Raw genomic sequence first — 24,828 nt, forward strand, 5'->3', positions numbered from 1 at the left:
TGCGCTCAGGCGCAGGCCAATCCGAACTCCGCGGTCGCGGTCCGGCCGGCCACCACATCGACCTTCTTGGCGGTGTCGGTGGCCAACCGGCATCCCATCGGCACCGACGTCACCTGCACCTGATAGCAGTCGGCGGCGACATCCTGGTGGGCCTTGCCGTCCCGGCCGGTGGTCAGGGTCGCCAGCACCGAACCGGCCTGACAGGTGGTGACGCCCGCGGCGAGGCCGGCGGCGGCGTACTTCTCGGGACCGTGGGTGGCCACCACCTCGATCGTGCCGTTGGTGCCGTGGTCGGCAGCCGCGGGCGCGGACGCGGGCGCCGATGTACCCGCCGGTGCGCGGTCGGCCTCGGCGGAGCAGGCGAGCGCGGGCAGTACAGCGGCACACAGCGTCATCGCGAACAGTATGCGGCGCACCTGGTCTCCTCTCACCGGATGAATGTCGCTCTCACTGTAGGCGACCGACCGTCCGGACCGTCGCACATGCGCGGCGATCCGGCATCCGATTCGGTCCCGGTGAGCGGGAACGGATTTGGCGAATCGCGAGTGTCGCGCGGTAGACGGAATTACCGTCGTCGCAGCCGAACGCAGTTCCCCGAAAGGATCCGGCATGAAATTGATGTACGCCCTCTGGGGGCCGGATCTCGCGGATATCCTCCACGCACCGGATTTCCACCGGCGGCTGGCCGCCGCGGGGGCGACCGAACTGCAGGTCAACATCGGCGATGCCGACGTCGCGGCCGCACAACTGCGGGTGAGCACCTACGACGAACCGGTCGCCGCGATCGTCGCCGTCTGGAGCGAAGGGCAGAACGGGCCGATCACCGATGTGCTCAGCGGCGTCGCCGAGCGGATCAACGGCTGGATCGTGGAGGAACGCGAACCGCTCACCACCGCGCGACCCCCGGACGGAACCCGCTACGACGCACTGGCCAATATCGCGCTGCTGCGGATTCCGAAGGAACTGAGCCGCGCCGAATGGCTGCACAACTGGCAGGATCGGCATACGACAGTGGCGATCGAAACCCAGGCCACCTTCGGTTATGTGCAGAACACGGTGGTCGCCGCGGTGACTCCGGGGCCGCGGGTGGACGCGCTGGTCGAGGAATTGTTCCCGATGGATGCGATGACCGACCAGCACGCGTTCTGGGGCAGCGGTGGTGACGACGCGGAGTCGCAGCGCCGCGCCGGTCGCATGATGGCCAGCGTCGCGACCTTCGGCGCCGATCGCGACCTCGACGTCATCCCGACCAGCAGGTACCGCTACGACCTGACCGCCTCGTAGCGGATCAGAGCAGCCCCGCCTCGCGCATCAGCGCCTCGACCCGGACCGGGTCGAGGTCGCTCGGATTCACGCGCGGCGGGTCCAGTGAATCCAGCGGCGGCAGCGCCGGGTCGGCGGGTACGCCGGGGGCCACCGGATACTCCATGGCCGCACCGCCGCTGAGCAGACCCTGACCGGCCGCGGCCGTCACGAATCGCACGAACCGCTGCGCGTCGGCGGCGTGCCGGCTCGACTTCAGCACGCCCGCACCGGACAGCGAGAGGTATCCGCCCGGGTCGCCGCCGCGGAAATAATGCGGCACCGAGGGACCGGTGATCCGCTCGGGCGCGAGCTGCGCGCGGTACCAGTCGGTGGCGAAGACCAGCGCGCCGCCGACTCCGCCCGCGCCGACGGATTTCAGTGCGGCGAAACCGTTCGGCGCGACGGACGCGTTGTCCTTCACCCCGTGCAGCCACGCGCGCGTGGCGTTCTCGCCGGCGAGTTCCAGCAGCGCCGCGACGATCGCCTGGAAATCCGCGCCGTGCGGATCCGTGGTCCAGCGGCCGTGCCACTGTGGCTGTTGCAGGTCCAGCAACCCGGCGGGCAGCTCGGCGGGCGGAATCTCGGCCGGATGGGCAACGAAAGCCGTTGCGCGCGCGGCGATTCCGGTCCAGTGACCCGAATTCGGGCGGAACCGTTCCGGCACCTGCGTGAGGGTGGCGGGGTCGAGGTCGGCGAACAGCCCGGCGCGTTCGATCCGGGCCATGGCCGGTGAATTCTCGGTGACAACCACATCGGCGGGCGATCGATCCCCCTCGGCCAGCACCTGGTCGGCGACTTCGGCATCGGCGCCGGCGCGCAGCGTCACCCGGATTCCGGTCTGCTCGGTGAAAAGGTCGGCCCACTGCCGGGTCAGGCGTTGATCGTGCGCGTTGTAGACCACGATCTCCGGCGCGTCCGACGACGCCGAACAGGCGGTGACCAGCGCCGAGGCGGCCAGCGCCACCACGCCGAGCACGAGTTTCCATCGGGTGCGTTCGTGCTGCTGCGCCGTTGCCATGGACCGTCCTTCCGATCGGAAATTGCGCCGAGGCGACCGGCTAGCCAACCTACCGGGTGGGTTCGCGACACGAAACGCGGTATGGCGCCGTTCTGGGTAGGGTCGGCTTCGGATCGGAACCGACCACTCCGAGGGAGCGACGATGACCTGCTGCGGGCCGAATCGCCGCCGGCTGCTCGCGGCTCTGGCCGCGGCGGCCGCCGCACCGCTCGTACTCCCGGGTTCGGCTCGGGCCCAGGCTGATTCACTGCGCGCGACCGATCTCGAGGTGGTCACGATCACCGACACGTCGGCGATCATCACCTGGACGACCCTCGCCGCCGATGCGTCGGGAGCTCCGGTGCCGGTCGATGCGGGCACCGAAATCTGTTTGGCTCCTGCGGATTCCACCGGCCCCGCCCGGACGGTTGCCGTGGCGAGCGCCGATCGGACGCCGTATCACTACGCGCAGATCGACGGTCTGGAACCGGGGCGGCGGTATCGATTCGAGGCATGGTCGGACGGCGTGCGGGCGGTACCGGCGCCGGAGCTGGTCACCCATCTGCCGGGCGCACCCGAATGCACCGGCGAATTCACCACTCTGGTCGCTCCCCCGGGCCGGCTGCTGCGCACCCTCGCTCTGTGCAACGACGTGCACATCGGTGAGGAGACCAGCGGCATCATCGCCGCCGGCCTGCCGCCGGGTGTGCGGCAGGAACCGGGACTGCCGCCCTACCCCGAGGTGATGCTGGGGGCGTTGCTCGACGATCTACGCCTACCGGATCGCGGCGCCGACCATCTGATCCTGGCCGGTGATCTGACCGCGGAAGCTACTCCCGAGCAGACCCGGACCATACGAAACCGGCTGGACACCTGGGGAATCGAGGGGCGCGACTGGTTCGCCGCGCGCGGCAATCACGACCGGCCGCATACCGGCGCCGACTACGCCGCCTGCCCGGCGGTGACCGCCGATCACCACGACTGCTGGGGCGAATCCTTCCTTCCCCCGGAGCAATTCAGCGAGCACAGGCTCGGCGGGTTGCGGCTGATCGGGCTCGACACCACCGAACTCGACGGATCCGGGGGCAGTATCGGTCCCGGGCAATTCGATCGCCTGCGGGAGTCGCTGAACCGCGACCCCGATCGGCCGACGGTCGTCTTCGGACATCATCCGGTCACCGCGGAATCGGGCCTGACCAATCTCGCCGGGCCGAATTTCGTGCTGAATCGATCGGACGCGCTCACCCTGCAACAGCTGTATCAAGCGACGCCCGGGGTGTTCTTCCACCATGCGGGCCATACCCACCGCAATCGCCGCACCCGGCCCGACATCCCGCTCCGGGTGGAATTTCTGGAAGTGGGCGCGGTGAAGGAGTATCCGGGCGGCTACACCCTGCTGCGCCTCTACGAGGGCGGCTACATGGTCAATTTCTACAAAACCCGCACCCCGGACGCCCGGCGGTGGAGCACCCGCAGCCGGGCGGAATATCTCGGATTGATGCCCGAATACACACTGGGCAGCACCGCCGATCGCAACCATGTTGTCCTCGGTGATCTTTCGGGACTGTCCTGAATCACCGATTCGGCGACTCCGGACCGCAGCGTGGGAGCGGACGGGCAAATACACTCGGCGGTATGGCCGCACCTCGCCCGCTTCCGCTGGACCCCATCGAAGAGGCCCACCGCCAGTGGACCTCGCACGGCTGGGGCGATGTCGCCGACGGGATGGCGGCGGTGACCTCCCTGGTGCGTGCCCAGCAGATCGTGATGGCCCGGGTGGACGAGGCACTGCGCCCGTCGGGATTGACCTTCTCCCGCTACGAACTGCTGACGCTGCTCAGCTTCAGCAAGACCGGGGCCCTGCCGATGGCGACGGCCAGCGCCCGGCTGCAGGTTCACCCGACGAGTGTCACCAATACCGTCGATCGGCTCGAAGCCGCCCAACTGGTCAAACGAGTACCACACCCCAGCGACCGCCGGGCAACCCTGATCGAGATCACGGCCGCCGGGCGCGATCTGGCGGCGGCGGCCACCCGGGAGTTGAACGAGAAGGTCTTCGCCCGGCCGGGATTGCCCCCGGAGCGTCTCCACCTGCTGCTGCAGTTGCTGGCGGAATTCCGGCGCGAGGCGGGGGACTTCGACAGCGGCGACACACCGACTCGCTGGGCCTGACCACCGGGTTGCCGGCATTCCGGCAGCGACATCCCGGGGCGCTGCCTTCCCATCGGCGGCCGAAAGGTTCACCATGGACGCCATGGTGCTGGTCCTGGGCGTGTCGGCGGGCGCTGGTGGCGCGCGCGCCATGCTCACCCACTCCGATCAGCCCCATCTGCCGCCGATCGATCGCTGCGTGGTCGCTCGTCGCGCGGGAGCCGGGGTCGAGGAGCCGGTCTTCCAGGCCATCGACGCGATGCGGGCCTCCGCGGCCGACCGCGACGAATTCGTCACCGGCATCGCCGTCACCTCACGCTGCGCCCTGCACGCCGAGGCCATCCGGGCCGCGGCCGGACGCAGCCGGCTCACCATCATCGACGAACCGCCGGCACAGCTGCGCTATCTACGGTTCAGCGGACAGCTGCCCGACGAGGGTGCGGTGCTGCTCTACGACCTCGGCAGCTCCGGGCTCACCCTCACCGAGGCCGATTGCCGCACCCAGGCCATTCTGGCCGGTAAGCGCAGCACCCTCCTGGGCGGCGACGGCCACGACGCCCTGCTGCGCTGGCATCTCGCGCACGGCGGTGTCGAGATCGACAATGCCACCGGGCGCGAATACAAGGAACAGCTCAGCGGCACCCGGGTGGTGACCGCCGGCGATCCCCGCTCGGGCATGCGAATCGTGGTGACCCGCAGCGACTTCCACGATCTGGTCGTGGCCGGAATCCACCATTCGGTGTCGTATGTACGGCAGTTGATCGAGGAGACCGGGGTCCCGCCGCGGGCGGTGGCGCTGCTCGGCGGCTGCACACGCAGCCCGAGTATCCGCGAGTCGCTCGAGCAGCTGCTGGATCTGCCCGTGATCTACGATCCGGAGCCCGATTTCGTCTCCGCTCGCGGCGCGGTACTGATGACCACCGAACAACCGTCGGCGCGCCGGGTGCGCGGTATCCGATTCACCCCGCCGCAGTGCGGATCGGCGGCCTCGACGCCGCGACCGGCGGTCTCGCGGCGCAAGGTGGTCGCGGCGCTGGCGGTGACCGCGGCGCTCGGCGCGACGGTCACCGGCTTGCTGGTCACCGGGCACGATGCGGCGCGGCCCGCGCACGACGGCACACCGGCGCGTCCCGTGGAGGTCGCGGGCAGCAGTGCCGAACCCGCACCCGGGAAGTGACGGCGGATCATCCGTCCAGTTTGACGGTCGCCTTCTCCGCGGCCGTCGCCGCGGCGCACGGGTCCGGGGCGGCGAGGCGGGAGCGGTTCTGCACCCAGTAGGTGACGGTCCCGGAATCGGCGGCCGAGACCCCGCAACTGCCGGGATCCCGGGGATCGTGCCAGATGAGCCCACCGAAACTGCCGATCACCAGATGCTCGGTGCGGTAGCCGAGCGCCGCGGCGACCTGGCCGTCGCGCAACAGCGAGTCCTGCGCGAACCAGGCATAGGTGATATCGACGACGCCGCCGTCCGGGTAGTTGCCCTCCCAGGCACAGACGGTCGGTCCGCCCTCGCGGTGAACGGCGATGGCGTGCACCAGATTCGCGATCTCGGCATCGGTTTCCGGGCCACACCCCTGCAGGAGTTCGTCCTCGGCCTGCACCGGCCGCTGCGCGGGCGTCGGCCCCGAGGAACATCCCGCCGCGGCGGCGATCAAGGCCACCGCGACGAGGAGCCGGCGCGCTCGGCGCACCGTCGTCACCCCGCCTTCGCCAGGGTCGCCGCGGCCAGCTGCCGCACGGCCGAACAGGCTTGTGCCGCAGCCGGTTGCGGCTCGTCGGCACGCCAGTCGACGAAATCCGCGGCACCGGAATCGACGGCGGCCTCACACCACTGCGGCGTGGAGAAGATCCGGCCGGTGTGGTCGCCGATCCGCAGCGGCACCGCTTGGGCCGCGGGGTCGGTGGCGGTATGCGCGGCGATCGGACTGGCGCGGAACCATTCGAAGGTCACCGCGGTGCCGGCGGCCGCCTCCCACCGGCAGCGCAGCGGGTTGGCCGAAACCTGCTGTAACCCGGAAATGCCTGTTGCGGCAGCGACATCCGCATCGGTGGCGGACCCGCACTCGGCGACCGCCAATGCCTGCGCGGAGACCGGCGCCGGGGCCGGACTCGTCGTGGCCGGTGTGGGCCCGGACGCGCCACATCCCGCCACCACCACAGCGGTGGCCACCGTGATCACGGCGACTACCCATCTCACGCCGATGAGCGTACGGGAATTCCCGGGCACGCGACCGCTCGTGACGAGGCTGCTCAGCGGTGTTCGAAGTTCGCCGCGCGCTTCTCCACGAAGGCGGTCATGCCCTCGGTCTGATCCTCGGTGGCGAACAGCGAGTGGAACACCCGGCGCTCGAAACGCAGGCCCTCGGTGAGCGTGGTCTCGTACGAGCGGTTCACGGCCTCCTTGGCGATCATCACCGACGGCAGCGACATGCCGGCGATGGTCTCGGCGACCTCGCGCGCGGTGGACAGCAGTTCCGCCGCCGGGACGACGCGGGCCACGAGCCCGGCGCGTTCGGCCTCCTCGGCGTCCATATTGCGGCCGGTGAGAATCAGATCCATGGCTTTGGCCTTGCCGACCGCGCGGGTCAGGCGCTGGGAGCCGCCCATACCGGGAATCACACCCAGCTTGATTTCCGGCTGCCCGAACTTCGCGGTGTCGGCGGCGATCAGGATGTCGCACATCATCGCCAGCTCGCAGCCGCCGCCGAGGGCGTATCCGGCCACCGCCGCGATGATCGGCTTGCGGAATGCGCCGACCCGGTCCCAGCCCTGGAAGAAATCGGCGAGGAACATGTCCATATAGGACTTGGACTGCATCTCCTTGATATCGGCGCCGGCGGCGAACGCCTTCTCCGAACCGGTCAGCACCACCGCGCCGATGCCGGCATCGGCCTCCACCTCGTCGAGTGCGGCGGTGATATCGGTGAGCACCTGCGTATTCAACGCGTTGAGTGCCTTCGGCCGATTCAGGGTGATCACCGCGACGCGTCCGGTGCGCTCCAGCAGAATGGTTTCGAAGTCGGTCACTGTTTCCCTTTCTCGGCTACTCGCCGGAATCCTGGCCCGGCTTCGCGCCGGAACGGCGGCGAATATCGGTGACGATAGCGGAGAAGTCCAGGTCCCCCGCCGACCGGTTGAACTGCTCGTAGATCTCGGCCGCCAGCAGACCGAACCGTCCCTCGACATCGTTGTCGCGCAGGGCGTTCGCGGCCAAGCCCAGGTCCTTGTTCATCAACGCGGTGGCGAATCCGGGCCGGTACTCGTTGTTCGCCGGGCTGGTCGGCACCGGGCCGGGCACCGGGCAATAGGTGGTCAGCGACCAGCACTGGCCCGAGGCGGTGGAGACCACGTCGTAGAACTTGTCGTGGGTGAGGCCGAGCTTCTCGCCCAGCACGATCGCCTCGGACAGCCCGATCATCGAGATGCCCAGCATCATGTTGTTGCAGATCTTGGCGGCCTGGCCCACGCCCGCGCCGCCGCAGTGCACGACCTTGCCGCCCATCACGTCCAGCACCGGCTGCGCCGCGGCGAAATCGTCGGCCTCGCCGCCGACCATGAAGGTCAACGTGCCCGCGGTGGCACCGCCGACGCCACCCGACACCGGCGCGTCCAGGGCCCGATGTCCCGCTGCCACAGCGACTTCCGCGGCGCGCTTGGCGTCGGCGACGTCGATGGTGGAACAGTCGATGAACAGGGTGCCGGGCTTGGCGGACGGCAGTACGTTGTCGTAGACGTCGAGCACGATGCGGCCGTTGGGCAGCATGGTGATCACGATCTCGGCCTCGGTCACGGCCGCCGCGGCGGTGTCGAAGACCTCCGCCCCGTCGGCGCGGGCCTGTTCCTGCGCGGCCGACACCGGGTCGTAGGCCAGTACCTGATATCCGGCCCGCACCAGATTCGCCGCCATCGGGCCGCCCATATGCCCGAGGCCCAGGAAGGCCACCTTCGTCACGTTCGTCACTCCTGTGCTCCGCTCAGTCCGAGTTCCCGGTCGCCCAGACCGGCGAAATAGCTGTCCACCAGCGCCTCCGACACCTCCGCGAAGGTGGCGGGCGACCACTGTGGGTTGCGGTCCTTGTCGACCACCTGGGCACGGATGCCCTCGACCAGATCGTGCGTGGTCAGCGCGGCCACCGAGACCCGGTATTCCTCGTCCAGCGCCTGTTCCAGGTTCGCCGCCGCGCGGGCGTTGCGCAGGGAACGCAACGTCACCTTCAGTGCCACCGGCGATTTCGACAGCACGTCGCCGGCCGCCTTGGCTGCCTCGGGGGCGTCGTGGCGCTGCAACCGCGCGACGATCTCCTCTACCGTGTCGGCGCTGTAGCAGGCGTCGATCCACGACCGCTGCGCGGCAAGGTCCGACACCGGTGCGGGCTGCGCGACGGCCGCGATCGCGGCGTCGGCATCGGTGCGGCGCAGTTCGGCCAGCAGATCCGGAATGCGTTCGGCGGGAACGAAATAGTCGGCGAACCCGGCCGCGATCGCATCTCCGGCGCCCATGCGCGCCGTCGTCAGGGCGACGTGAGTACCCAGTTCACCCGGTGTGCGCGCCAGCAGATACGTACCGCCCACATCGGGGATGAAACCGATACCGGTCTCGGGCATGCCGACCATCGACCGCTCGGTCACGATGCGGCGGTTGCCGTGGGCGGACAGTCCCACGCCGCCACCCATCACGATGCCGTCCATAACGGCCACATACGGTTTCGGATAGTTCCCGATCAAGGCGTTGAGAATGTACTCGTCGCGCCAGAACCGGCCGCTCGGCGAATCGGCGCTGTCGTGGCGCGAAATGCCGTGCGCCACCGCGTTCTTCGCGTCGGTGTGGATGGCGACGATATCGCCGCCCGCGCACAGCCCACGTTCCCCCGCGCCGGTCAGCACCACCGTGCGGACCTCGTCGTCGACGGCCCACTCGCGCAGGGTCGACAGAATCGCCTGCGCCATCGGATGATTGAGCGCGTTGATGGCCTTGGGCCGGTTGAGCGTGATCAGGCCCACGCCGTCGCGCTTGTCGAACAGTACTTCTGCTTCGGTCATGTCTTTCCTTATGCTGTATCCGCTCGGCATGAGCGGGCGCCCTCCGTGGTTACGCAGGCTGCCGCCTCCGGGCGCTGACCGCTCATGCCGCGCCGACTACCGAGCGGGCCACCACGACCCGCATGATCTCGTTGGTTCCCTCGAGAATCTGGTGCACGCGCAGGTCGCGCACGATCTTCTCGATTCCGTACTCGGCCAGATAGCCGTAGCCACCGTGCAATTGCAGGGCCTTGTTGGCCACTTCGAATCCGGCATCGGTGGTGAAGCGCTTGGCCATCGCGCACAACTCCACCTTGTCGGCGGCGTCGGCGTCGAGGGCGGCCGCCGCCCGCCACAGCAGGGTCCGCGCCGCCTCCAGCGAGGTGCGCATATCGGCGAGGTCGAACTGCAGCGCGGCGTTGTCGAGCAGCCGGGCCCCGAATGCCTTGCGCTGGGCCATATATGCCACGGTCCGGTCCAGCGCGGTCTGTCCGCCGCCGAGGGAGCAGGCCGCGATGTTGAGCCGGCCGCCGTTGAGGCCGTTCATCGCGATCCGGAAGCCGTTGCCCTCACCGCCGAGCAGATTCGCGGCCGGCACCCGGGCCTCGTCGAGGATGACCTGCCGGGTCGGCTGAGCGTTCCAGCCCATCTTCTTCTCGTTGGCGCCGAAGGAGAGTCCGGGCGTATCCGCGGGCACGATGAACGCCGAGATGCCGCGGGCGCCGGCGTCGTCGGTCCGCGCCATCAGCACATACACATCGGTGCTGCCCGCACCGGAGATGAACTGCTTGACCCCGGTGAGCAGATAGTCGTCGCCGTCGCGAACGGCCCTGGTGCTCAGCGCCGCCGCGTCCGAGCCGACGCCCGGTTCGGTGAGCGCGTAGCTGGCCAGCAGATCCATCGAGGTCAGCCCCGGTAACCAGCGGTTGCGCTGGGCCTCGGTGCCGTAGCTGTCGATCATCCACGCGGCCATGTTGTGGATGGAGATGTAGGCCGCGATCGCCGGGCAGCCGGTGGCGAGCTGTTCGAAGATCCGCACCGCGTCCACGCGGCGCAGACCGGAACCGCCGACGTCCTCACCGACGTAGATGCCGCCCATGCCGAGCGAGCCGGCCTTGCGCAGCACATCGATCGGGAAGTGCTTGTGCTCGTCCCATTCCAGCGCGTTCGGGGCGAGCAGTTCGTCGGCGAAACTGCGCGCGGTGTCCACGATCGCCTGTTCGTCCTCGTCGAGTACGAACATCGCTCAGTCCATCGTGGGGATGACGAAGTGATCGGCACCGGCCCCTGCGGCCGGTTCGGTCCGCAGGCCCTGCGGCCAGCGCTGGGTGACCGTCTTGGTCTTGGTGTAGAAGCGGATCGAGTCGGGACCGTGCTGGTTCAGGTCGCCGAAGCCGGACGCCTTCCAGCCGCCGAAGGTGTGATACGCGATCGGCACCGGAATCGGGACGTTGACGCCGACCATGCCGACCTGCACGCGCGCGGCGAAATCGCGGGCGGTGTCGCCGTCGCGGGTGAAGATCGCGACGCCGTTGCCGAATTCGTGCTCGCTCGGCAGGCGCAGCGCCTCCTCGTAGTCGGCGGCGCGCACGATCGCGACCACCGGGCCGAAGATCTCCTCCTTGTAGATCCGCATCTCGGGGGTGACGCGGTCGAACAGCGTTGCGCCGACGAAGAATCCGTCCTCGGCGCCCGCGACCTTCAGTCCCCGGCCGTCGACCACCAGCTCGGCGCCCTCGTCGACACCGATCTGCACGTAGTTGTTCACGCGGTCCACACCGTCGCGGCCGACCAGCGGGCCGAAGTCCGCGCCCGGATCGTCGGAGCGGCCGACGTTCAGCTTGCCGATGCGCTCGACGAGCTTGGCGCGCAAGCGATCCGCGGTCTCCTCGCCGACCGGCACCGCCACCGAGATGGCCATGCAGCGTTCGCCCGCCGAGCCGTAACCGGCGCCGATCAGCTGGTCGGCGACATCGTCGAGGTCGGCGTCCGGCATGACGATCGCGTGGTTCTTGGCGCCGCCGAAGCACTGGGCGCGCTTGCCGTTCGCGGTGGCGGTCTCGTAGATGTACTGCGCGATCGGGGTGGAGCCGACGAAGCCGACGGCCTTGATCCGCTCGTCGTTCAGCAGCGTGTCGACCGCCTGCTTGTCGCCGTTGACGACGTTGAACACACCGGCCGGCAGCCCGGCCTCGCCGAACAGTTCGGCCAGCCGCAGCGGCACCGAGGGGTCGCGCTCGGACGGCTTGAGCACGAAGGCGTTACCGCAGGCCAGCGCCGGTCCGGCCTTCCACAGCGGGATCATGGCCGGGAAGTTGAAGGGGGTGATGCCGGCGACCACACCGAGCGGCTGCCGCATCGAATAGACGTCGATCCCGGTGCCCGCGCTCTCGGTGTACTCCCCCTTGAGCAGATGCGGAATGCCGATCGCGAATTCGATCACCTCGAGCCCGCGCTGGATATCGCCCTTGGCGTCGGGAATGGTCTTGCCGTGCTCGCTCGACAGCAGCGCGGCCAGCGAATCCATCTCGTCCTGGACCAGGGCGACGAACTTCATCAGCACCCGGGCCCGCTTCTGCGGGTTGAACGCGGCCCATGTGCGCTGCGCCTCGGCGGCATTCGCGATGGCCGCCTCGACCTCGGACACACTGGCCAGCGGCACCCGCGCCTGAATCTGCCCGGTGCTGGGGTCGTAGACGTCGCCGAAGTTACCGGAGGTCCCGGCCACCCGCTGCCCGCCGATGAAATGAGTGAGTTCGCGAACCATGCCAGTCCTGTTCTCGATGTGGTCGATGCCTGCCACGCCGGAGCCGACGCAGTACGCGGCCATCCTATAGTTGGATGTCCAAGTATCGGAAGTCATGTGATTTATGCCACCGATGGCGTCGTGGTCCGCATCACAGTACAGTTGATTTGACGTCCTACTATCGGGACGCCAAGCGTAGGCGCCCGGCGGTCCCACGCCGGCCTCTGGTGGAGGATTACATGGCCGACCTGCACGTTCCGGTCCATCCCGTCCGTTTCGTCACGTCCGCGGCCCTGTTCGACGGCCACGATGCGGCGATCAACATCATGCGGCGCATCCTGCAGTCGCAGGGGGCCGAGGTGATCCATCTGGGCCACAATCGGGCGGTCCACGAGGTGGTCGACGCGGTGCTGACCGAGGACGTCCAGGGTGTGGCCGTCAGTTCGTATCAGGGCGGGCACGTCGAATACTTCGAATATCTGGCGACCGCGCTGCGCGAGGCCGGGGCGGGGCACGTCAAGATCTTCGGCGGGGGCGGCGGCGTGATCGTCGCGGAGGAGATCGAACGGCTGGCGGCGGCGGGGGTGCGCATCTTCTCCCCCGAGGACGGCCAGCGACTCGGCCTGCCCGGCATGATCAACGAACTCGTCCGGGCCTGCGATGTGGATCTGTCGACCGAACCGGCCGCCATCGAGGCGGTGCTCGCGGGTGAGCGATATGCGCTGGCGCGCACCATGACCTGCCTGCAGGCCGATGCGCTGCCCGCGGCGGATCTGGACGAACTCCGGGCCGCTGCCGCCGGCCGGACCGTGCCGGTGCTCGGCATCACCGGCACAGGCGGATCCGGAAAGTCCTCGCTCACAGACGAACTCGTGCGACGGTTGCGCACCGATCAGCAGGACAAACTGCGGGTGGCGATCCTCGCCGTCGACCCGACCCGGCGCCGCGGCGGCGGCGCACTGCTGGGTGACCGCATCCGGATGAACTCGCTCGACAGCGAACACGTCTACTTCCGCTCGCTGGCCACCCGTGGGGCACACGAATTGCCGACCAATATCGACGCGATGATCCTGGCCTGCAAGGCGGCCGGATTCGATCTGGTGATTCTCGAGACGCCCGGTATCGGCCAGGGCGATGCGGCGATCATCGACCACGTCGACATCTCGATGTATGTGATGACCCCGGAGTTCGGCGCGGCCTCTCAGCTCGAGAAGATCGACATGCTCGATTTCGCCGATGTGGTGGCGATCAACAAGTTCGAGCGTCGCGGCGCCGAGGATGCGCTGCGGGACGTCTCGCGCCAGCTCGTGCGCAACCGTGAGGCGTTCGGGTCGGCGCCGGAGGATATGCCGGTATTCGGCACCAGCGCAGCGACATTCAACGACGACGGGGTGACCGCGCTCTATCAGCATCTGGCCGGGCTGCTCGGTGCGCGCGGCCTGCCGCTGGAGACCGGGGTGCTGCCGCGGGTCGACACCCGCGCCTCCACCCGATTCGCGCAGATCATTCCGCCGGGGCGGGTGCGCTACCTGGCCGAGATCGCCGAGACCGTGCGCGATTACCACACCGAGACCCGGCGGCAGGTGGTCGCGGCCCAGCGGGTGCAGCGCTTCGAACAGGTGCTGGCGGAACTGCCGGCGGGGGCTACCGACGATCCGGCCGGCACGGAAGACGCGACGGCGGAAGATCTCTCGGCCGCGAAACGGACGGTGTCCGGATTGCTCGCGCGCGCGAGCGAGGGTCTCACCCCGGAATCCGCCGCGCTGCTGCGGGATTGGCCCGCCACCGTGGAGTCGTATCGCGGCGAGGAACAGGTGGTCCGGGTTCGCGATCGCGAGATTCGCACGCCGCTGCGACGGACCACGTTGTCGGACAACTCGATTCCGCGCGTGGCGCTACCGCGCTTCACCGATCACGGTGAGCTGCTGCGCTTCCTGCGCTCGGAGAATTTGCCGGGGCGCTTCCCGTTCACCGGCGGCGTGTTCGCGTTCAAGCGCGACAACGAGGATCCGGCCCGCATGTTCGCCGGCGAGGGCGATCCGTTCCGCACGAACCGGCGGTTCAAGGTGCTCTCGGAACACGCCGAGGCCAAACGCCTGTCGACCGCCTTCGACTCGGTGACCCTCTACGGTCACGATCCGGCCCCGCGGCCCGACATCTACGGAAAGGTCGGCACCTCGGGGGTTTCCATCGCCACCGTCGACGATATGAAGGCCCTCTACGACGGTTTCGACCTCAGCGCGCCCAGCACCTCGGTCTCGATGACCATCAACGGTCCGGCGCCGACGATTCTCGCCTTCTTCCTCAACACCGCGATAGATCAAGCGCTGCAACGGTTCCGGGAGGACAACGGACGTGAGCCGAGCAGCGACGAGGCCGCCGACCTGCGTGCCCGCACCCTCGCCACGGTGCGCGGCACCGTCCAGGCCGATATTCTCAAGGAGGATCAGGGGCAGAACACCTGCATCTTCTCCACCGAATTCAGCCTGCGCATGATGGCCGATATCCAGGAATGGTTCGTCCGCAACGGCGTGCGCAACTTCTACTCGGTATCGATTTCCGGCTATCACATCGCCGAGGCCGGCGCGAATCCGATCAGTCAGCTGGCGTTCACCCTGGCCAACGGATTCACCTATGTCGAGGCCTATCTGGCGCGTGGCATGGCCATCGACGATTTCGCACCGAATCTGTCGTTCTTCTTCTCCAACGGCATGGATCCGGAGTATTCGGTGATCGGGCGGGTGGCCCGGCGGATCTGGGCGATCACGATGCGCGACAAATACGGCGCCGACGACCGCTCGCAGAAGTTGAAGTACCACATTCAGACCTCCGGGCGTTCGCTGCACGCCCAGGAAATGAACTTCAACGATATCCGCACCACGCTGCAGGCCCTGATCGCCATCTACGACAACTGCAACAGCCTGCACACCAACGCCTACGACGAGGCGGTGACCACCCCCACCGAGGAATCGGTGCGGCGCGCCCTGGCCATCCAGTTGATCATCAACAAGGAATGGGGCCTGGCGATGAACGAGAATCCGCTGCAGGGCAGTTTCGTCATCGACGAACTGACCGATCTGGTGGAGGAGGCGGTGCTCGCCGAATTCGAGCGGATCAGCGAACGCGGCGGGGTGCTGGGCGCGATGGAGACCGGATATCAGCGCGGGCGCATCCAGGACGAATCGATGCGCTACGAACACCGCAAGCACGACGGCACGCTGCCCATCATCGGGGTGAACACGTTCCGCAATCCGAACGGGGAAACCCATCAGGTGCTGGAACTGGCCCGCGGTACCGAGGCCGAGAAACAATCGCAGCTGCGTCGCACCGAGGAATTCGTCACCGCGCATCGCGAGCCGGCGCAGGCGGCCCTGGCCCGGCTCGAGGCCGCCGCACGCGGCGACGACAATGTCTTCGACGTGCTGATGGACGCCGCGCGGGTCTGCACTTTGCAGCAGATCACCGACTGTTTCTTCACCGTCGGCGGGCAATACCGCCGCAATGTGTGACAAGGGTTCGGATGTGGCCCGCCGGTGTGTGCGGGCGTGTGACAATGCCGGAGAGCGGACAGTCGAACGCGACGGAAGGGCGCCATGGACCTCGCCGGTATCAGCGTTGTGGATGCGCACATCCATCAGTGGGATCCGCTGAACACTCCGCGGGATTTCAGCATGCTGGCGAAACTGTTCCGGTTCGTGCCCGTGCCGGTTGACAAAGCCGCTCGGCTCGCTCCCAAGCGGGACCGCGATTTCGTCGGCATTCCCGATGCGTACCTGCGGCCGTATCTGCCCGCGGATTACCGGGAGGACCTGGGCACGGTGCCGGTGGAGGCGCTGGTGCACATCGAGGTGGAGTGGGCCGGACGCGCGCCGGACGCCAAGGCCGACGAAACGCGGTGGGTGGCCAGCCTGCCGTTCGGGGTCGACACCCCGGCCCTGGGCGCGATCATCGGCAGCGGGGATCCGGCCGCGCCCGGGTTCGCCGAACTCATCGACAAGCATCAGTCCGCGTCACCGCTGTTCCGCGGTATCCGCACCATGGTCGCTCACCATCCGGACCCCGGGGTGCGGTCGTTCTGCCGGGCCGAGGGCGCACTGACCGAGTCGGCCTTCCTCGACGGCTTCGCGGTTCTGGCCGAACGCGGGCTGTCGTTCGAGGCCTGGGTCTACTCGCATCAGATCCCGCAGGTCTCCGCCCTGGCCCGGCGCTATCCCGAGGTCACCATCGTGCTCAACCATCTCGGCACACCCGCGGGGATATTCGGCCCGGTCGGCAAGAGCACCGGCACCCAACCGGGCCGGCGCCGCGAACTGTTCGTACAGTGGCGCGACGATATCGCCACGCTCGCAACCCATCCGAATGTGATGGCGAAGGTCAGCGGGCTGGCCATGCCGATCCTCGGCCATCCGGTGCCGATGCGCGGCCTACCGACACCCGTCTCCGACCTACTGGACCGCACCGCGCCGCTGTTGCACCACGCCTTCGACGTCTTCGGTGCGCAGCGGCTGATCTGGGGTTCGAATTACCCTGTGGACAAACCGATTACGAGTATCGCCAACGGCGCGCAGGCGGTGATCGACGTACTGGCCGACCGCGGCGGCAGCGCCGAGGAGCTCGAGCAGGTCTTCCGCACCAACGCCCAGCGAACCTACGGCATCGACGCGGAACTGCTGGCCTGAGGCCGGACCATTGACATCCCGGCCACCGCGCGGTTAATTGGTGGCAGGTGCGGCCAGTCAGGTGCCCTGGCCGAGGACGGCACGGGAGCAGTCATGGCCATCGACCACGAAGTGATCATCGTCGGCGCCGGATTTTCCGGTATCGGGGTGGCCATCGCGTTACGGAAGGCCGGCTTCCGGGACTTCCTCATCGTCGACGACGCCGACGGCGTGGGCGGCACCTGGCACTGGAACACCTACCCCGGCATCGCCGTGGACATCCCCTCGTTCAGCTATCAGTATTCGTTCGAGCAGAGCACCCGGTGGTCGCGCGTCTACGCACCCGGCCGGGAATTGAAGGACTACGCCGAACACTGCGTGGACAAGTACGGGCTGCGACCGCGCATCCGGTTCAGCACCACCATCACCGCCGCGGAATTCGACGAGGACGCCTCGGTGTGGACGCTGCGCACCAGCGACGGTGAGAGCTTGACCGCGCGCTACGTCGTCGGTGCGACCGGAGTGCTGACCCGGCCGAAACTGCCGGATATTCCTGGCGTGGAATCGTTTTCGGGCGTCACCATGCACACCTCACGCTGGGACCACGACCGGGACCTGCGCGGAAAGCGCGTGGCGATCATCGGTACCGGGGCCTCCGCGGTGCAGGTCATTCCCTCGATCGCCCCGGACGTCGCCGAGCTGACGGTATTCCAGCGCACGCCGATCTGGTGCCTGCCGCGGCCGGACGCAACGCTGCCCGCGCCCGCACGCTGGGCACTGCGGTATCTGCCCGGCGGACAGGCGGTTTCGCGCCTGGCGAGCCAGGCATTCGTCGAACTGACCTTCCCGTTGTCGGCGCACTACTATTCGAAGCTGCCCCTGGCCAAACTCGGCGAGCGCTCGGGACTGGCCCATCTGCGGCGCCAGGTGCGCGACCCGGCGATCCGGGACAAACTCACGCCGCGGTATGCGCTCGGATGTAAGCGGCCCGGTTTCTCCAACGATTACCTGCCGACGTTCAACCGCGACAACGTGACGCTGGAAACCGATCCGATCGCCGAGATCACCCCCACCGGCGTGCGCACGGCGAACGAAACCGAATACCCGGCTGACGTGCTGATCCTCGCAACGGGCTTCAAGGTCATGGAATCGGGCAACATGCCGACCTTCGAGATGACCGGCGTCGGCGGCCGTGATCTCGAGAAGTGGTGGGACGAGAACCGCCTGCAGGCCTACGAGGGCGTCAGCGTGCCGGGCTTTCCGAACTTCTTCTCGATCATCGGGCCCTACGGATACAACGGCGCGTCGTATTTCACGCTGATCGAGATGCAGACCCAGCACATTGTGCGGCTGTTGCGGCACGCCCGGAGCAAGCGGGCCGGCCGCGTCGAGGTCACCGCGGCGGCCAACGAACGATACTTCCGGGAGATGCTCGAACGCCGCGACGGACAGGTGTTCTGGCAGGACAGCTGCGCGGTCTCGAACAGCTACTACTTCGACAAACACGGCGATGTGCCGCTGAAACCGATGAGCACCGTCGAAGCGGCCTGGCGCGCTACGCATTTCGATCTGCGCGACTACAGCTTCGAACGGATCCCGGCTCAGCTGCCGACCACACGGGCCAGCTGAGCGGTCAGCCGCTCGCGCGCCTCGACCAGCGACGGGCCGTACCAGGTGAGATCGCGGCCGCTCACCAGGGCGACCGGGATGCCCGGAAACGCCTCCGGGCCGTCGGTCGCGGTGAACACGTACGGCTCGTCCGGCAGCACCGCCAGCCGAACACCCTGTACCAGTTCGGATTCCGTCACCGTGGGATAGCGCTCGGGACCCGTGGCGTGCACGAGGTTCAGGCCCAGGCGTCCGGCCAGGTCCGCGGTGAACGTATCGCGACCGACCACCATCCACGGCTTGCGCCAGATCGGGATCACCGCATCGATCGGCGGATGCGGCGCGGGCGCGGACCAGACCGCGCGGGCCCGGGTCAGCCACGACGGCACCGCGCCGCCCAGGGCGATACCGAACAGTCGCGTCATCGAGGTGAACGCCTCGTCCACGGTGCGAATCCTGGTGACCCACACCGGAATTCCCGCCTCGCGCATCCGCTCGACATCGAGGCGGCGGTTCTCCTCCTGATTGCACACCACCAGATCCGGCGCCAGCTCGGCGATCCGGCGCAGGTTCGGATTCTTCGTCCCCCGCACCCGTTCGACCGCCAGCTCCGGCGGATGGGTGCACCAGTCGGTGGCGGCGAGCAGCAACTCCGGGCGGCTCGCCGCGATCGCCTCGGTCAGCGAGGGAACCAGCGAGATCACCCGGCGGACCGGACGCCGCAGCGCAACCGCGGCATTCAGATCGTCGACGAGATCCTCGGGCACGAGGCCAGCATAGGGGCTAGCCGGAGCTCTCGAGGGCGCGGTACAGGGCACGGAGTTCCCGCATACCGGCCTCGGCGACCGCTTCGTCCTCACTGGTCATCCGCAACGCCTGCCGCAGGGGAATCGGATCGAGGTCCTCGATCGCCGCGCGGAACTGCGGTGCCGGCAGCTCGGGCAGCGCGACGTTCTCACCGTAGAGGTCGTCGGAGATCGTCGGGCCGCTGTCCTCCTGCACCCCGCGAATCAGAGTGTCGAGATCGAGGCCACGCAGGTTCAGCATGATGGCCGGGGACTCGTCGAGACGTTCGGCCACGATGTAGCACAGCGCGGCGACGTGCTTGCAGGGCCAGCCGTCGTCCGGGCAGGTGCAGGAGAAATCGAGTTCGGCGGCGGTGCTGGGCAGCAACAGCGGACCGAGCTCCTGCGGCAGGGCGCCGGAGGCGAGCTGGGCGAGCATGCCCGGTGTGCCGCGGACCTGCTCGACCAGTTCGTCCAGCCGGTCGTCGCGCAACACCCGCAGCGTCAGCACCGAGGTGAACGGCCGCGGTTGACTGCCCTGGACCTCGGCGGCCACCGCCCCGGGCTCGATGTGGTAGCTGACCACCTGCCCCGAGCGTGCGTAGGTGCGCCCCCGGGAGAGCCGGCCCGCATCCGCGACCTCCTCCACGGCTTCCAGAAAAGCCCGGCCCCACCAGGTTCGCGCGAAAGACCCACGACGGCTGCGTGGTTCGACGCCGCCGCGAACCGGACGGCGCTTCCCGTAGACGCTGAAATCGGGGACCGGGAAATCGGGTGCCGGACTCATTCGCCGACCGCCTCGGCGCCGAGCGTGAACAGATCGCGCAATTCGTCGGTACTCAGCTCGGTGATCCAGTTCTCCCCGGTGCCGACGGTGAGATTCGCCAATTCCTGCTTGCCGGTGAGCATATCGTCGATGCGCTCCTCGATGGTGTCGACACAGACCAGTTTGCGCACCTGCACATCGCGGCGCTGACCGATGCGGAAGGCGCGGTCGGTGGCCTGATTCTCCACCGCCGGATTCCACCAGCGGTCCAGGTGCACCACGTGATTGGCGGCCGTGAGATTGAGGCCCGTACCACCGGCCTTCAGGGACAGAACCATGATGGGCGGTCCGTCGGACTCGGCGAAGCGTTCCACCATCCCGTCGCGGCGCTTCTTGGCGACACCGCCGTGCAGGAACGGGATCGCGGTGCCGAACCGCTCGCTCAGATACGGCGTGATCAGATCGCCGAATTCCCGGAACTGGGTGAACAGCAGCGCCCGCTCCCCCTCGGCCAGCACCGACTCCAGCACGTCCTCGACCAGGGCCAGCTTGCCGGAGCGGTGGCGCCCCCGCCGCAGCAGCGCCGACCCGTCGCCGAGGTAGTGCGCGGGATGGTTGCACACCTGTTTCAGCCTGGTGAGCGCGGCCAGGACCGCACCCCGGCGAGCCATGTTCACCGCGCTGGAGCCGGTACCCCGGGAAGCCTTCAGCTGCGCGAGCATGTCGTCGACCACCGCCTGATACAGCGCGGCCTGCTCGACCGTGAGGTTGGCGCGCACCGTCATCTCGAACTTCTCCGGCAGATCCGAGATGACCGAGGGATCGGTTTTCACCCGGCGCAGGACGAACGGTGCGGTGACGGCGCGCAGGCGGCTGACGGCGTTCTCGTCGTGTTCGCGTTCGATCGGCACCGCGAAGCGGGCGTGGAATTCCGACGGTTTGCCCAGCACGTTCGGCGCCGCGAAATCGAGAATCGACCGCAATTCCTCGAGCCGGTTCTCCACCGGAGTGCCGGTCAGCGCCAGCCGATGCCGGGCCGGAATCGCGCGGGCGGCGCGGGCCTGCCGGGTCGCGGCGTTCTTGATGTGCTGCGCCTCGTCGAGGACGACACGCTCCCAGGGCTGGCGCTTCAATTCCTCCACATCGCGCGCGAGCAGCGCGTAGGTGGTCAGCACCAGGTCGCAATCGGCCACGGCCGCGTCCAGCTCCGGACCGGAGCGGCGTGACGAGCCGTGATGCACCAGCACCCGCAGCCCGGGGGCGAAGCGTTCGGTTTCGCGTTGCCAATTGCCGACCACCGACATCGGGCACACCAGCAGAGTCGGACCCGGGACGGAATCGGTTGCGGGACTTTCGTTCTCGTGCAGAAGTAGCGCGAGCACCTGCACCGTCTTGCCGAGGCCCATATCGTCGGCGAGGATGGCGCCGCAACCGAGACGATTCATCGTCGCGAGCCAGGACAGTCCGCGCAGCTGGTAGGGGCGCAGCTGCGCCTTCAAGCCGGCGGGCGGGTCGACCGGATCGCCGGAGTGGACACCGTCGAACAGTTCGCGAACCCAGCCGGTCGCCGTGACCGCCTCGATCGGCACCTGGCGCACCTGCGTGGCCGCGATCTCGCCCAGAAGCTGGGTCAGGGTCGCCGGGCGTTCGTCGACCTTGCCCTCCAGATAGGCGGCCGCGGCGGCCAGGCTGCGCTGATCGGCCTGCACCCAGTGGCCGCGCAGCCGCACCAGATCCGATTTGGCCTGGATGAGCCGCCCCATTTCCGCCGGTGTGAGGACGGTATCGCCCAGGGCCAGTTCCCAGCGGTAGGAGACCAATCCACTGAGTCCGACCTCGGTTTCGGTGGCGGCCGGGGACTGCACCCGCAACCGCATACTCGGCGAGACGATGCGCCATGCGCGCGGCAGCATCAGATGCACACCGGCCGAACGCAATTCGTGCGCACCGTGGGCGACCAGCTCCTGCACGACCGGCGTCGGGAGCAGGAAATCCATTCCGTACGGATCGCGCGGGACCTGCTGCAGCCGCGGGTAGGCCTGGATCGCGGCCGCCACCTTCTCCCCGGCGAGCCGGATCAACGCCGGGTCGCCCTGGATCGGAACCGGTTGCGGCGCTTCACCTTCCGAGCGGAGACAGACTTCGAGCCGCCACAGGGCGTCGACCGCCTGCGGGTCGTCGTCGGGATCGTCGTCCGGTTCGAGCAGGCGCAGCACCAGTTCGGGCTCGCCGACGGTGAGGCTCGCGCGCCACTCGTCCAGCACCGATGCCACCCGATGCGATCCCGATTCCAGCGGGACCTCCGCGACCAGCGCTGCCGTCAGCGGATGCGACGGTTCCCGGACACTCAGCTCGAGCCGGACGAGCGGGTCGGCGAGTTCGGCGACGAAATCCTCGAGGATCGAGGCCGCGGACCGGGCATCCGGCACCCGCAGCGCGGGCGGCATCGCGGCGGCCAGTTCGGCCAGCCAGGCCCGTTGCCGCCGGCCACCGACCAGCCGCCACCGCACCCACCACTCGCCGTCGGCGCGATGCAGTTCGGGCACGATCCGCCCCGCCCGGACCCAGCGCCGCAGTCCCCGGGCCACATGCGCGAGAAACCGCAGATCCGCCGCCACCGCCGTGTCGGGCAGCGGCTGGGTGAGCACGCGGGCGGCCACCTCCGGCGCAAGGGCGTGCCCTCGCACCTCGACGACCTCCGGCCCGGAATCTCCCGCCACCAGGACCCGCACCCGATGCCGAAACCGCGCAGTCCGCGCGATCGTCCCCAACGGATCGGGCAGCTCACCCCCTACGTCCGCGTCCGGCTGCGCCGCCGACCCGGGCAGGCGCCAGAGCACCAACCCCGATCCGGGCGACCACAAACCGTGCAGCATGTCCCCATCCAATCAGCCACCACCGACACGCCCGCCCGTGGCCGGTGCGGAGGCGAGCAGTGCACAGACCGCGCATGACGGTACTGCCCGGCTGTACCGCAGCGCGCAATCCGGACGTATCGAACGAACGCACCCTGTGCGTGACTTCCGGTGCGGAAGTTGTCGGGCGGGGTCGGTAGAGCTGGGTTATGCGGTGGGGACGAGGTTTCGGATGGGCGGCGGGGATCGTCGTGCTGGTGACGGTGGCGGGGTGTGGAGTGATCGGTGGGCCCGAACCCGCGCCGGGGAGTCCGAGCCGGGCCCGGATCGAGCAGTTGCTGGGTGCGGTGGCCGTGGTGGCCCGGCGGCCGCACCCGGGCGGGTACGACCGGGACTGCGGGGCGGGGCACGGATGCGTGTTCGGACCGGCATGGTCGGACGATCAGGACGGGCCGGGCGGGCACGACGGGTGCGATTCGCGCAACGGAGTGCTGGCACGGCAGCTGCGCGAGGTGCGATTCCGGCCGGGTACGGACGATTGCGTGGTCCTCGCGGGCACGCTGCGGGATCCGTACACCGGCCGCGCGATCACCTTCGACAAGGCGCGGGCCCGGGAGGTGCAGATCGACCACGTCTACCCGCTGGCCGTCGCCTGGGATCTGGGTGCGGCGGCCTGGTCGCCCGAACAGCGGATGCGCTTCGCCAACGACATCGAATTCAATCTGCTGGCCGTCGACGGCCCGGCCAATATGGACAAGGGCGACCGCACACCCGCCGACTGGCTTCCCCCCGCCGGCGCCTATCACTGCTTCTATGCCGGCAAATACCTCACCACCGCGGCGCAGTACCGATTGCCGATCACCGCGGCCGACCACGCCGCGCTCGCCCGCATCGCCCGGCAATGCCCCTGATGCGAGGACCGGCTCGGCCGCTACTCGCGAACCGTTTGCCGGACCGGTCGAACTTATTCGCCCGCATCCAGTCGCCGGAGCAGCCGCTGGGCGGCGGCGCGCAGCGCGGCCGGGTCGTCGGTGACGCCGAGTACCCGCAGCGCGGCGTCGGGGATGGTGGTTTCCGCGTAGTCGGGGGCGGTGCCCTCGTCGGAGCGAATGTTGATGACCGTTTCCACCATCCGGAAGGGCAGGACATGCGCGCCGGGGACGCCGGCGGGTGCGGCCTCGATCGCCGCCGCCGCCAGTTCCTCGTAGTGGCGGCGCAACCGGGCCCGGCGACTGCGGAAGTCGGCGAATCGGTCGCTGCGCAGTTCGGGCAGCAGATACAGCGCGCCGAGATTCCATTTGGCCGCGCACAGCTGGCGCACGTCGGCCCGGGCCAGCGCGTACAGCCGCACCGCGGCGGGATCGGGTTCGGCACGCAACCGCTCGGCCAATTCCAAAGGGCCGGTAATGGTTTCCGCGAGCAGCGCGTCCAGGATGTCGTCCTTGGCGGCGAAGTGGTGATAGAGCGACGCCTGCCGGATACCGACCGCGTCGGCGATGCCGCGCGTGGACGTGCTGCCGTACCCGTTGGCCGTGAACAATTCCGCTGCGGCGTCGAGGATCTCGGCGCGCGGTGTCCGCCCACGACGGCTGCGCTGATCGACGCGAGGACGGCCCGGACCCAGGTGTGTCACCGTCTCATCCTGCCATCGCCACGGCCGCGCGGACCGGCTCTACGCCGCGCACCACGTCCCACCTGCGGTTGTGAAATATCTGTCACTCGACAGAAATACCGGCAACGCAGACGTTACGCGGGTTACCGCAAGCGATACACAGCCGTCACCGAAAGGGCGATCCGGCCCGCAAAACTGTCACCTGATAGATATTGGCCGCGACGCCGGAGGACTCTCAATGACTGTGTCAAGCCGCAGCTGCCACCGATGTCGGGCGGATGGCACTGAATTCGCGGCCGTCGCGCAGCAAGGCCCACAAGACATCC

General features: G+C 68.6%; 21 protein-coding genes. 8 read left to right on the forward strand and 13 right to left on the reverse strand.

What is annotated here, in order from left to right:
• Positions 1-5: 5 nt before the first annotated feature.
• Positions 6-416, reverse strand: a complete 411-nt coding sequence (locus tag IG65_RS0129920) for a hypothetical protein (protein WP_156055845.1) — start codon at positions 414-416, stop codon at positions 6-8.
• Between the two features lie 193 nt (positions 417-609).
• Between IG65_RS0129920 and IG65_RS0129925 the strand changes: the two genes are divergently transcribed.
• The gene (locus IG65_RS0129925; protein WP_030518302.1) at positions 610-1,284 is read left to right on the forward strand and encodes a hypothetical protein; all 675 of its coding nucleotides are present in this window, start codon (positions 610-612) and stop codon (positions 1,282-1,284) included.
• A 4-nt stretch (positions 1,285-1,288) separates the two neighbouring features.
• Here IG65_RS0129925 and IG65_RS0129930 read toward each other — a convergent pair whose 3' ends face one another.
• A complete protein-coding gene (locus IG65_RS0129930; protein WP_036526126.1) occupies positions 1,289-2,323 on the reverse strand; it encodes an extracellular solute-binding protein in 1,035 nt (344 codons plus the stop codon).
• A 142-nt stretch (positions 2,324-2,465) separates the two neighbouring features.
• Between IG65_RS0129930 and IG65_RS0129935 the strand changes: the two genes are divergently transcribed.
• The 3 genes from IG65_RS0129935 (at position 2,466) to IG65_RS0129945 (ending at position 5,630) form a co-directional block, all read left to right on the forward strand.
• Entirely contained in the window at positions 2,466-3,875 is a 1,410-nt protein-coding gene (locus IG65_RS0129935) for a metallophosphoesterase (protein WP_030518304.1), read from the forward strand.
• 62 nt (positions 3,876-3,937) lie between these two features.
• On the forward strand, positions 3,938-4,474 hold the full coding sequence (locus IG65_RS0129940) for a MarR family winged helix-turn-helix transcriptional regulator (protein ID WP_030518305.1): 537 nt from the start codon (positions 3,938-3,940) through the stop codon (positions 4,472-4,474).
• 73 nt (positions 4,475-4,547) lie between these two features.
• Positions 4,548-5,630: an Hsp70 family protein gene (locus IG65_RS0129945; protein ID WP_030518306.1), complete on the forward strand. Its 1,083-nt coding sequence runs from the start codon at positions 4,548-4,550 to the stop codon at positions 5,628-5,630.
• Between the two features lie 7 nt (positions 5,631-5,637).
• Here the strand turns inward: IG65_RS0129945 and IG65_RS0129950 are convergent, their stop codons facing one another.
• From IG65_RS0129950 to IG65_RS0129980, 7 genes are all read right to left on the reverse strand, one after another.
• Positions 5,638-6,144 (reverse strand): DUF3558 family protein, encoded by a 507-nt coding sequence (locus IG65_RS0129950; RefSeq protein ID WP_197039977.1) that lies wholly within the window; start codon positions 6,142-6,144, stop codon positions 5,638-5,640.
• Between the two features lie 5 nt (positions 6,145-6,149).
• Positions 6,150-6,650: a DUF3558 family protein gene (locus IG65_RS36265; RefSeq protein ID WP_197039978.1), complete on the reverse strand. Its 501-nt coding sequence runs from the start codon at positions 6,648-6,650 to the stop codon at positions 6,150-6,152.
• 53 nt (positions 6,651-6,703) lie between these two features.
• Positions 6,704-7,480: an enoyl-CoA hydratase gene (locus tag IG65_RS0129960; protein WP_030518309.1), complete on the reverse strand. Its 777-nt coding sequence runs from the start codon at positions 7,478-7,480 to the stop codon at positions 6,704-6,706.
• A 16-nt stretch (positions 7,481-7,496) separates the two neighbouring features.
• Positions 7,497-8,405 carry a 3-hydroxyisobutyrate dehydrogenase gene (gene mmsB, locus IG65_RS0129965; protein WP_369801614.1) on the reverse strand — a complete coding sequence of 303 codons (909 nt, stop codon included), beginning with the start codon at positions 8,403-8,405 and terminating at the stop codon, positions 7,497-7,499.
• Between the two features lie 5 nt (positions 8,406-8,410).
• Complete coding sequence (locus IG65_RS0129970; protein WP_030518311.1) at positions 8,411-9,493, reverse strand: enoyl-CoA hydratase/isomerase family protein; 1,083 nt, start codon at positions 9,491-9,493, stop codon at positions 8,411-8,413.
• An 82-nt stretch (positions 9,494-9,575) separates the two neighbouring features.
• Positions 9,576-10,715, reverse strand: coding sequence for an acyl-CoA dehydrogenase family protein (locus IG65_RS0129975; RefSeq protein ID WP_030518312.1), 1,140 nt, complete (start codon positions 10,713-10,715; stop codon positions 9,576-9,578).
• Between the two features lie 3 nt (positions 10,716-10,718).
• Positions 10,719-12,239, reverse strand: a complete 1,521-nt coding sequence (locus tag IG65_RS0129980; protein ID WP_030518313.1) for a CoA-acylating methylmalonate-semialdehyde dehydrogenase — start codon at positions 12,237-12,239, stop codon at positions 10,719-10,721.
• 218 nt (positions 12,240-12,457) lie between these two features.
• On the opposite strand from IG65_RS0129980, the gene icmF reads away from it, so the two are divergent.
• From icmF to IG65_RS0129995, 3 genes are all read left to right on the forward strand, one after another.
• The gene (gene icmF / locus IG65_RS0129985) at positions 12,458-15,727 is read left to right on the forward strand and encodes a fused isobutyryl-CoA mutase/GTPase IcmF (protein WP_030518314.1); all 3,270 of its coding nucleotides are present in this window, start codon (positions 12,458-12,460) and stop codon (positions 15,725-15,727) included.
• Between the two features lie 84 nt (positions 15,728-15,811).
• On the forward strand, positions 15,812-16,897 hold the full coding sequence (locus tag IG65_RS0129990) for an amidohydrolase (RefSeq protein WP_030518315.1): 1,086 nt from the start codon (positions 15,812-15,814) through the stop codon (positions 16,895-16,897).
• A 93-nt stretch (positions 16,898-16,990) separates the two neighbouring features.
• Positions 16,991-18,505, forward strand: a complete 1,515-nt coding sequence (locus tag IG65_RS0129995; RefSeq protein ID WP_051757225.1) for an NAD(P)/FAD-dependent oxidoreductase — start codon at positions 16,991-16,993, stop codon at positions 18,503-18,505.
• On the opposite strand, the gene IG65_RS0130000 is transcribed toward IG65_RS0129995, so the two are convergent.
• From IG65_RS0130000 to IG65_RS0130010, 3 genes are read right to left on the reverse strand one after another with little or no spacing between them, the layout of a single operon-like run.
• Entirely contained in the window at positions 18,478-19,251 is a 774-nt protein-coding gene (locus tag IG65_RS0130000; protein WP_036526129.1) for a helical backbone metal receptor, read from the reverse strand. The genes IG65_RS0129995 and IG65_RS0130000 overlap by 28 nt on opposite strands.
• A 16-nt stretch (positions 19,252-19,267) precedes the next feature.
• A complete protein-coding gene (locus IG65_RS0130005) occupies positions 19,268-20,056 on the reverse strand; it encodes an SWIM zinc finger family protein (protein ID WP_030518318.1) in 789 nt (262 codons plus the stop codon).
• Positions 20,053-22,911 carry a DEAD/DEAH box helicase gene (locus tag IG65_RS0130010; protein WP_030518319.1) on the reverse strand — a complete coding sequence of 953 codons (2,859 nt, stop codon included), beginning with the start codon at positions 22,909-22,911 and terminating at the stop codon, positions 20,053-20,055. The genes IG65_RS0130005 and IG65_RS0130010 overlap by 4 nt, the downstream gene beginning before the upstream one ends.
• A gap of 188 nt (positions 22,912-23,099) precedes the next feature.
• Between IG65_RS0130010 and IG65_RS0130015 the strand changes: the two genes are divergently transcribed.
• Positions 23,100-23,801, forward strand: a complete 702-nt coding sequence (locus IG65_RS0130015) for an HNH endonuclease family protein (protein ID WP_030518320.1) — start codon at positions 23,100-23,102, stop codon at positions 23,799-23,801.
• A gap of 53 nt (positions 23,802-23,854) precedes the next feature.
• Here the strand turns inward: IG65_RS0130015 and IG65_RS0130020 are convergent, their stop codons facing one another.
• Positions 23,855-24,523, reverse strand: a complete 669-nt coding sequence (locus tag IG65_RS0130020) for a TetR/AcrR family transcriptional regulator (RefSeq protein WP_030518321.1) — start codon at positions 24,521-24,523, stop codon at positions 23,855-23,857.
• Positions 24,524-24,828 lie beyond the last annotated feature (305 nt).

It is taken from the genome of Nocardia sp. NRRL WC-3656, from assembly GCF_000720265.1.
In the GTDB taxonomy this organism is placed as follows: Bacteria; Actinomycetota; Actinomycetes; order Mycobacteriales; family Mycobacteriaceae; genus Nocardia; species Nocardia nova.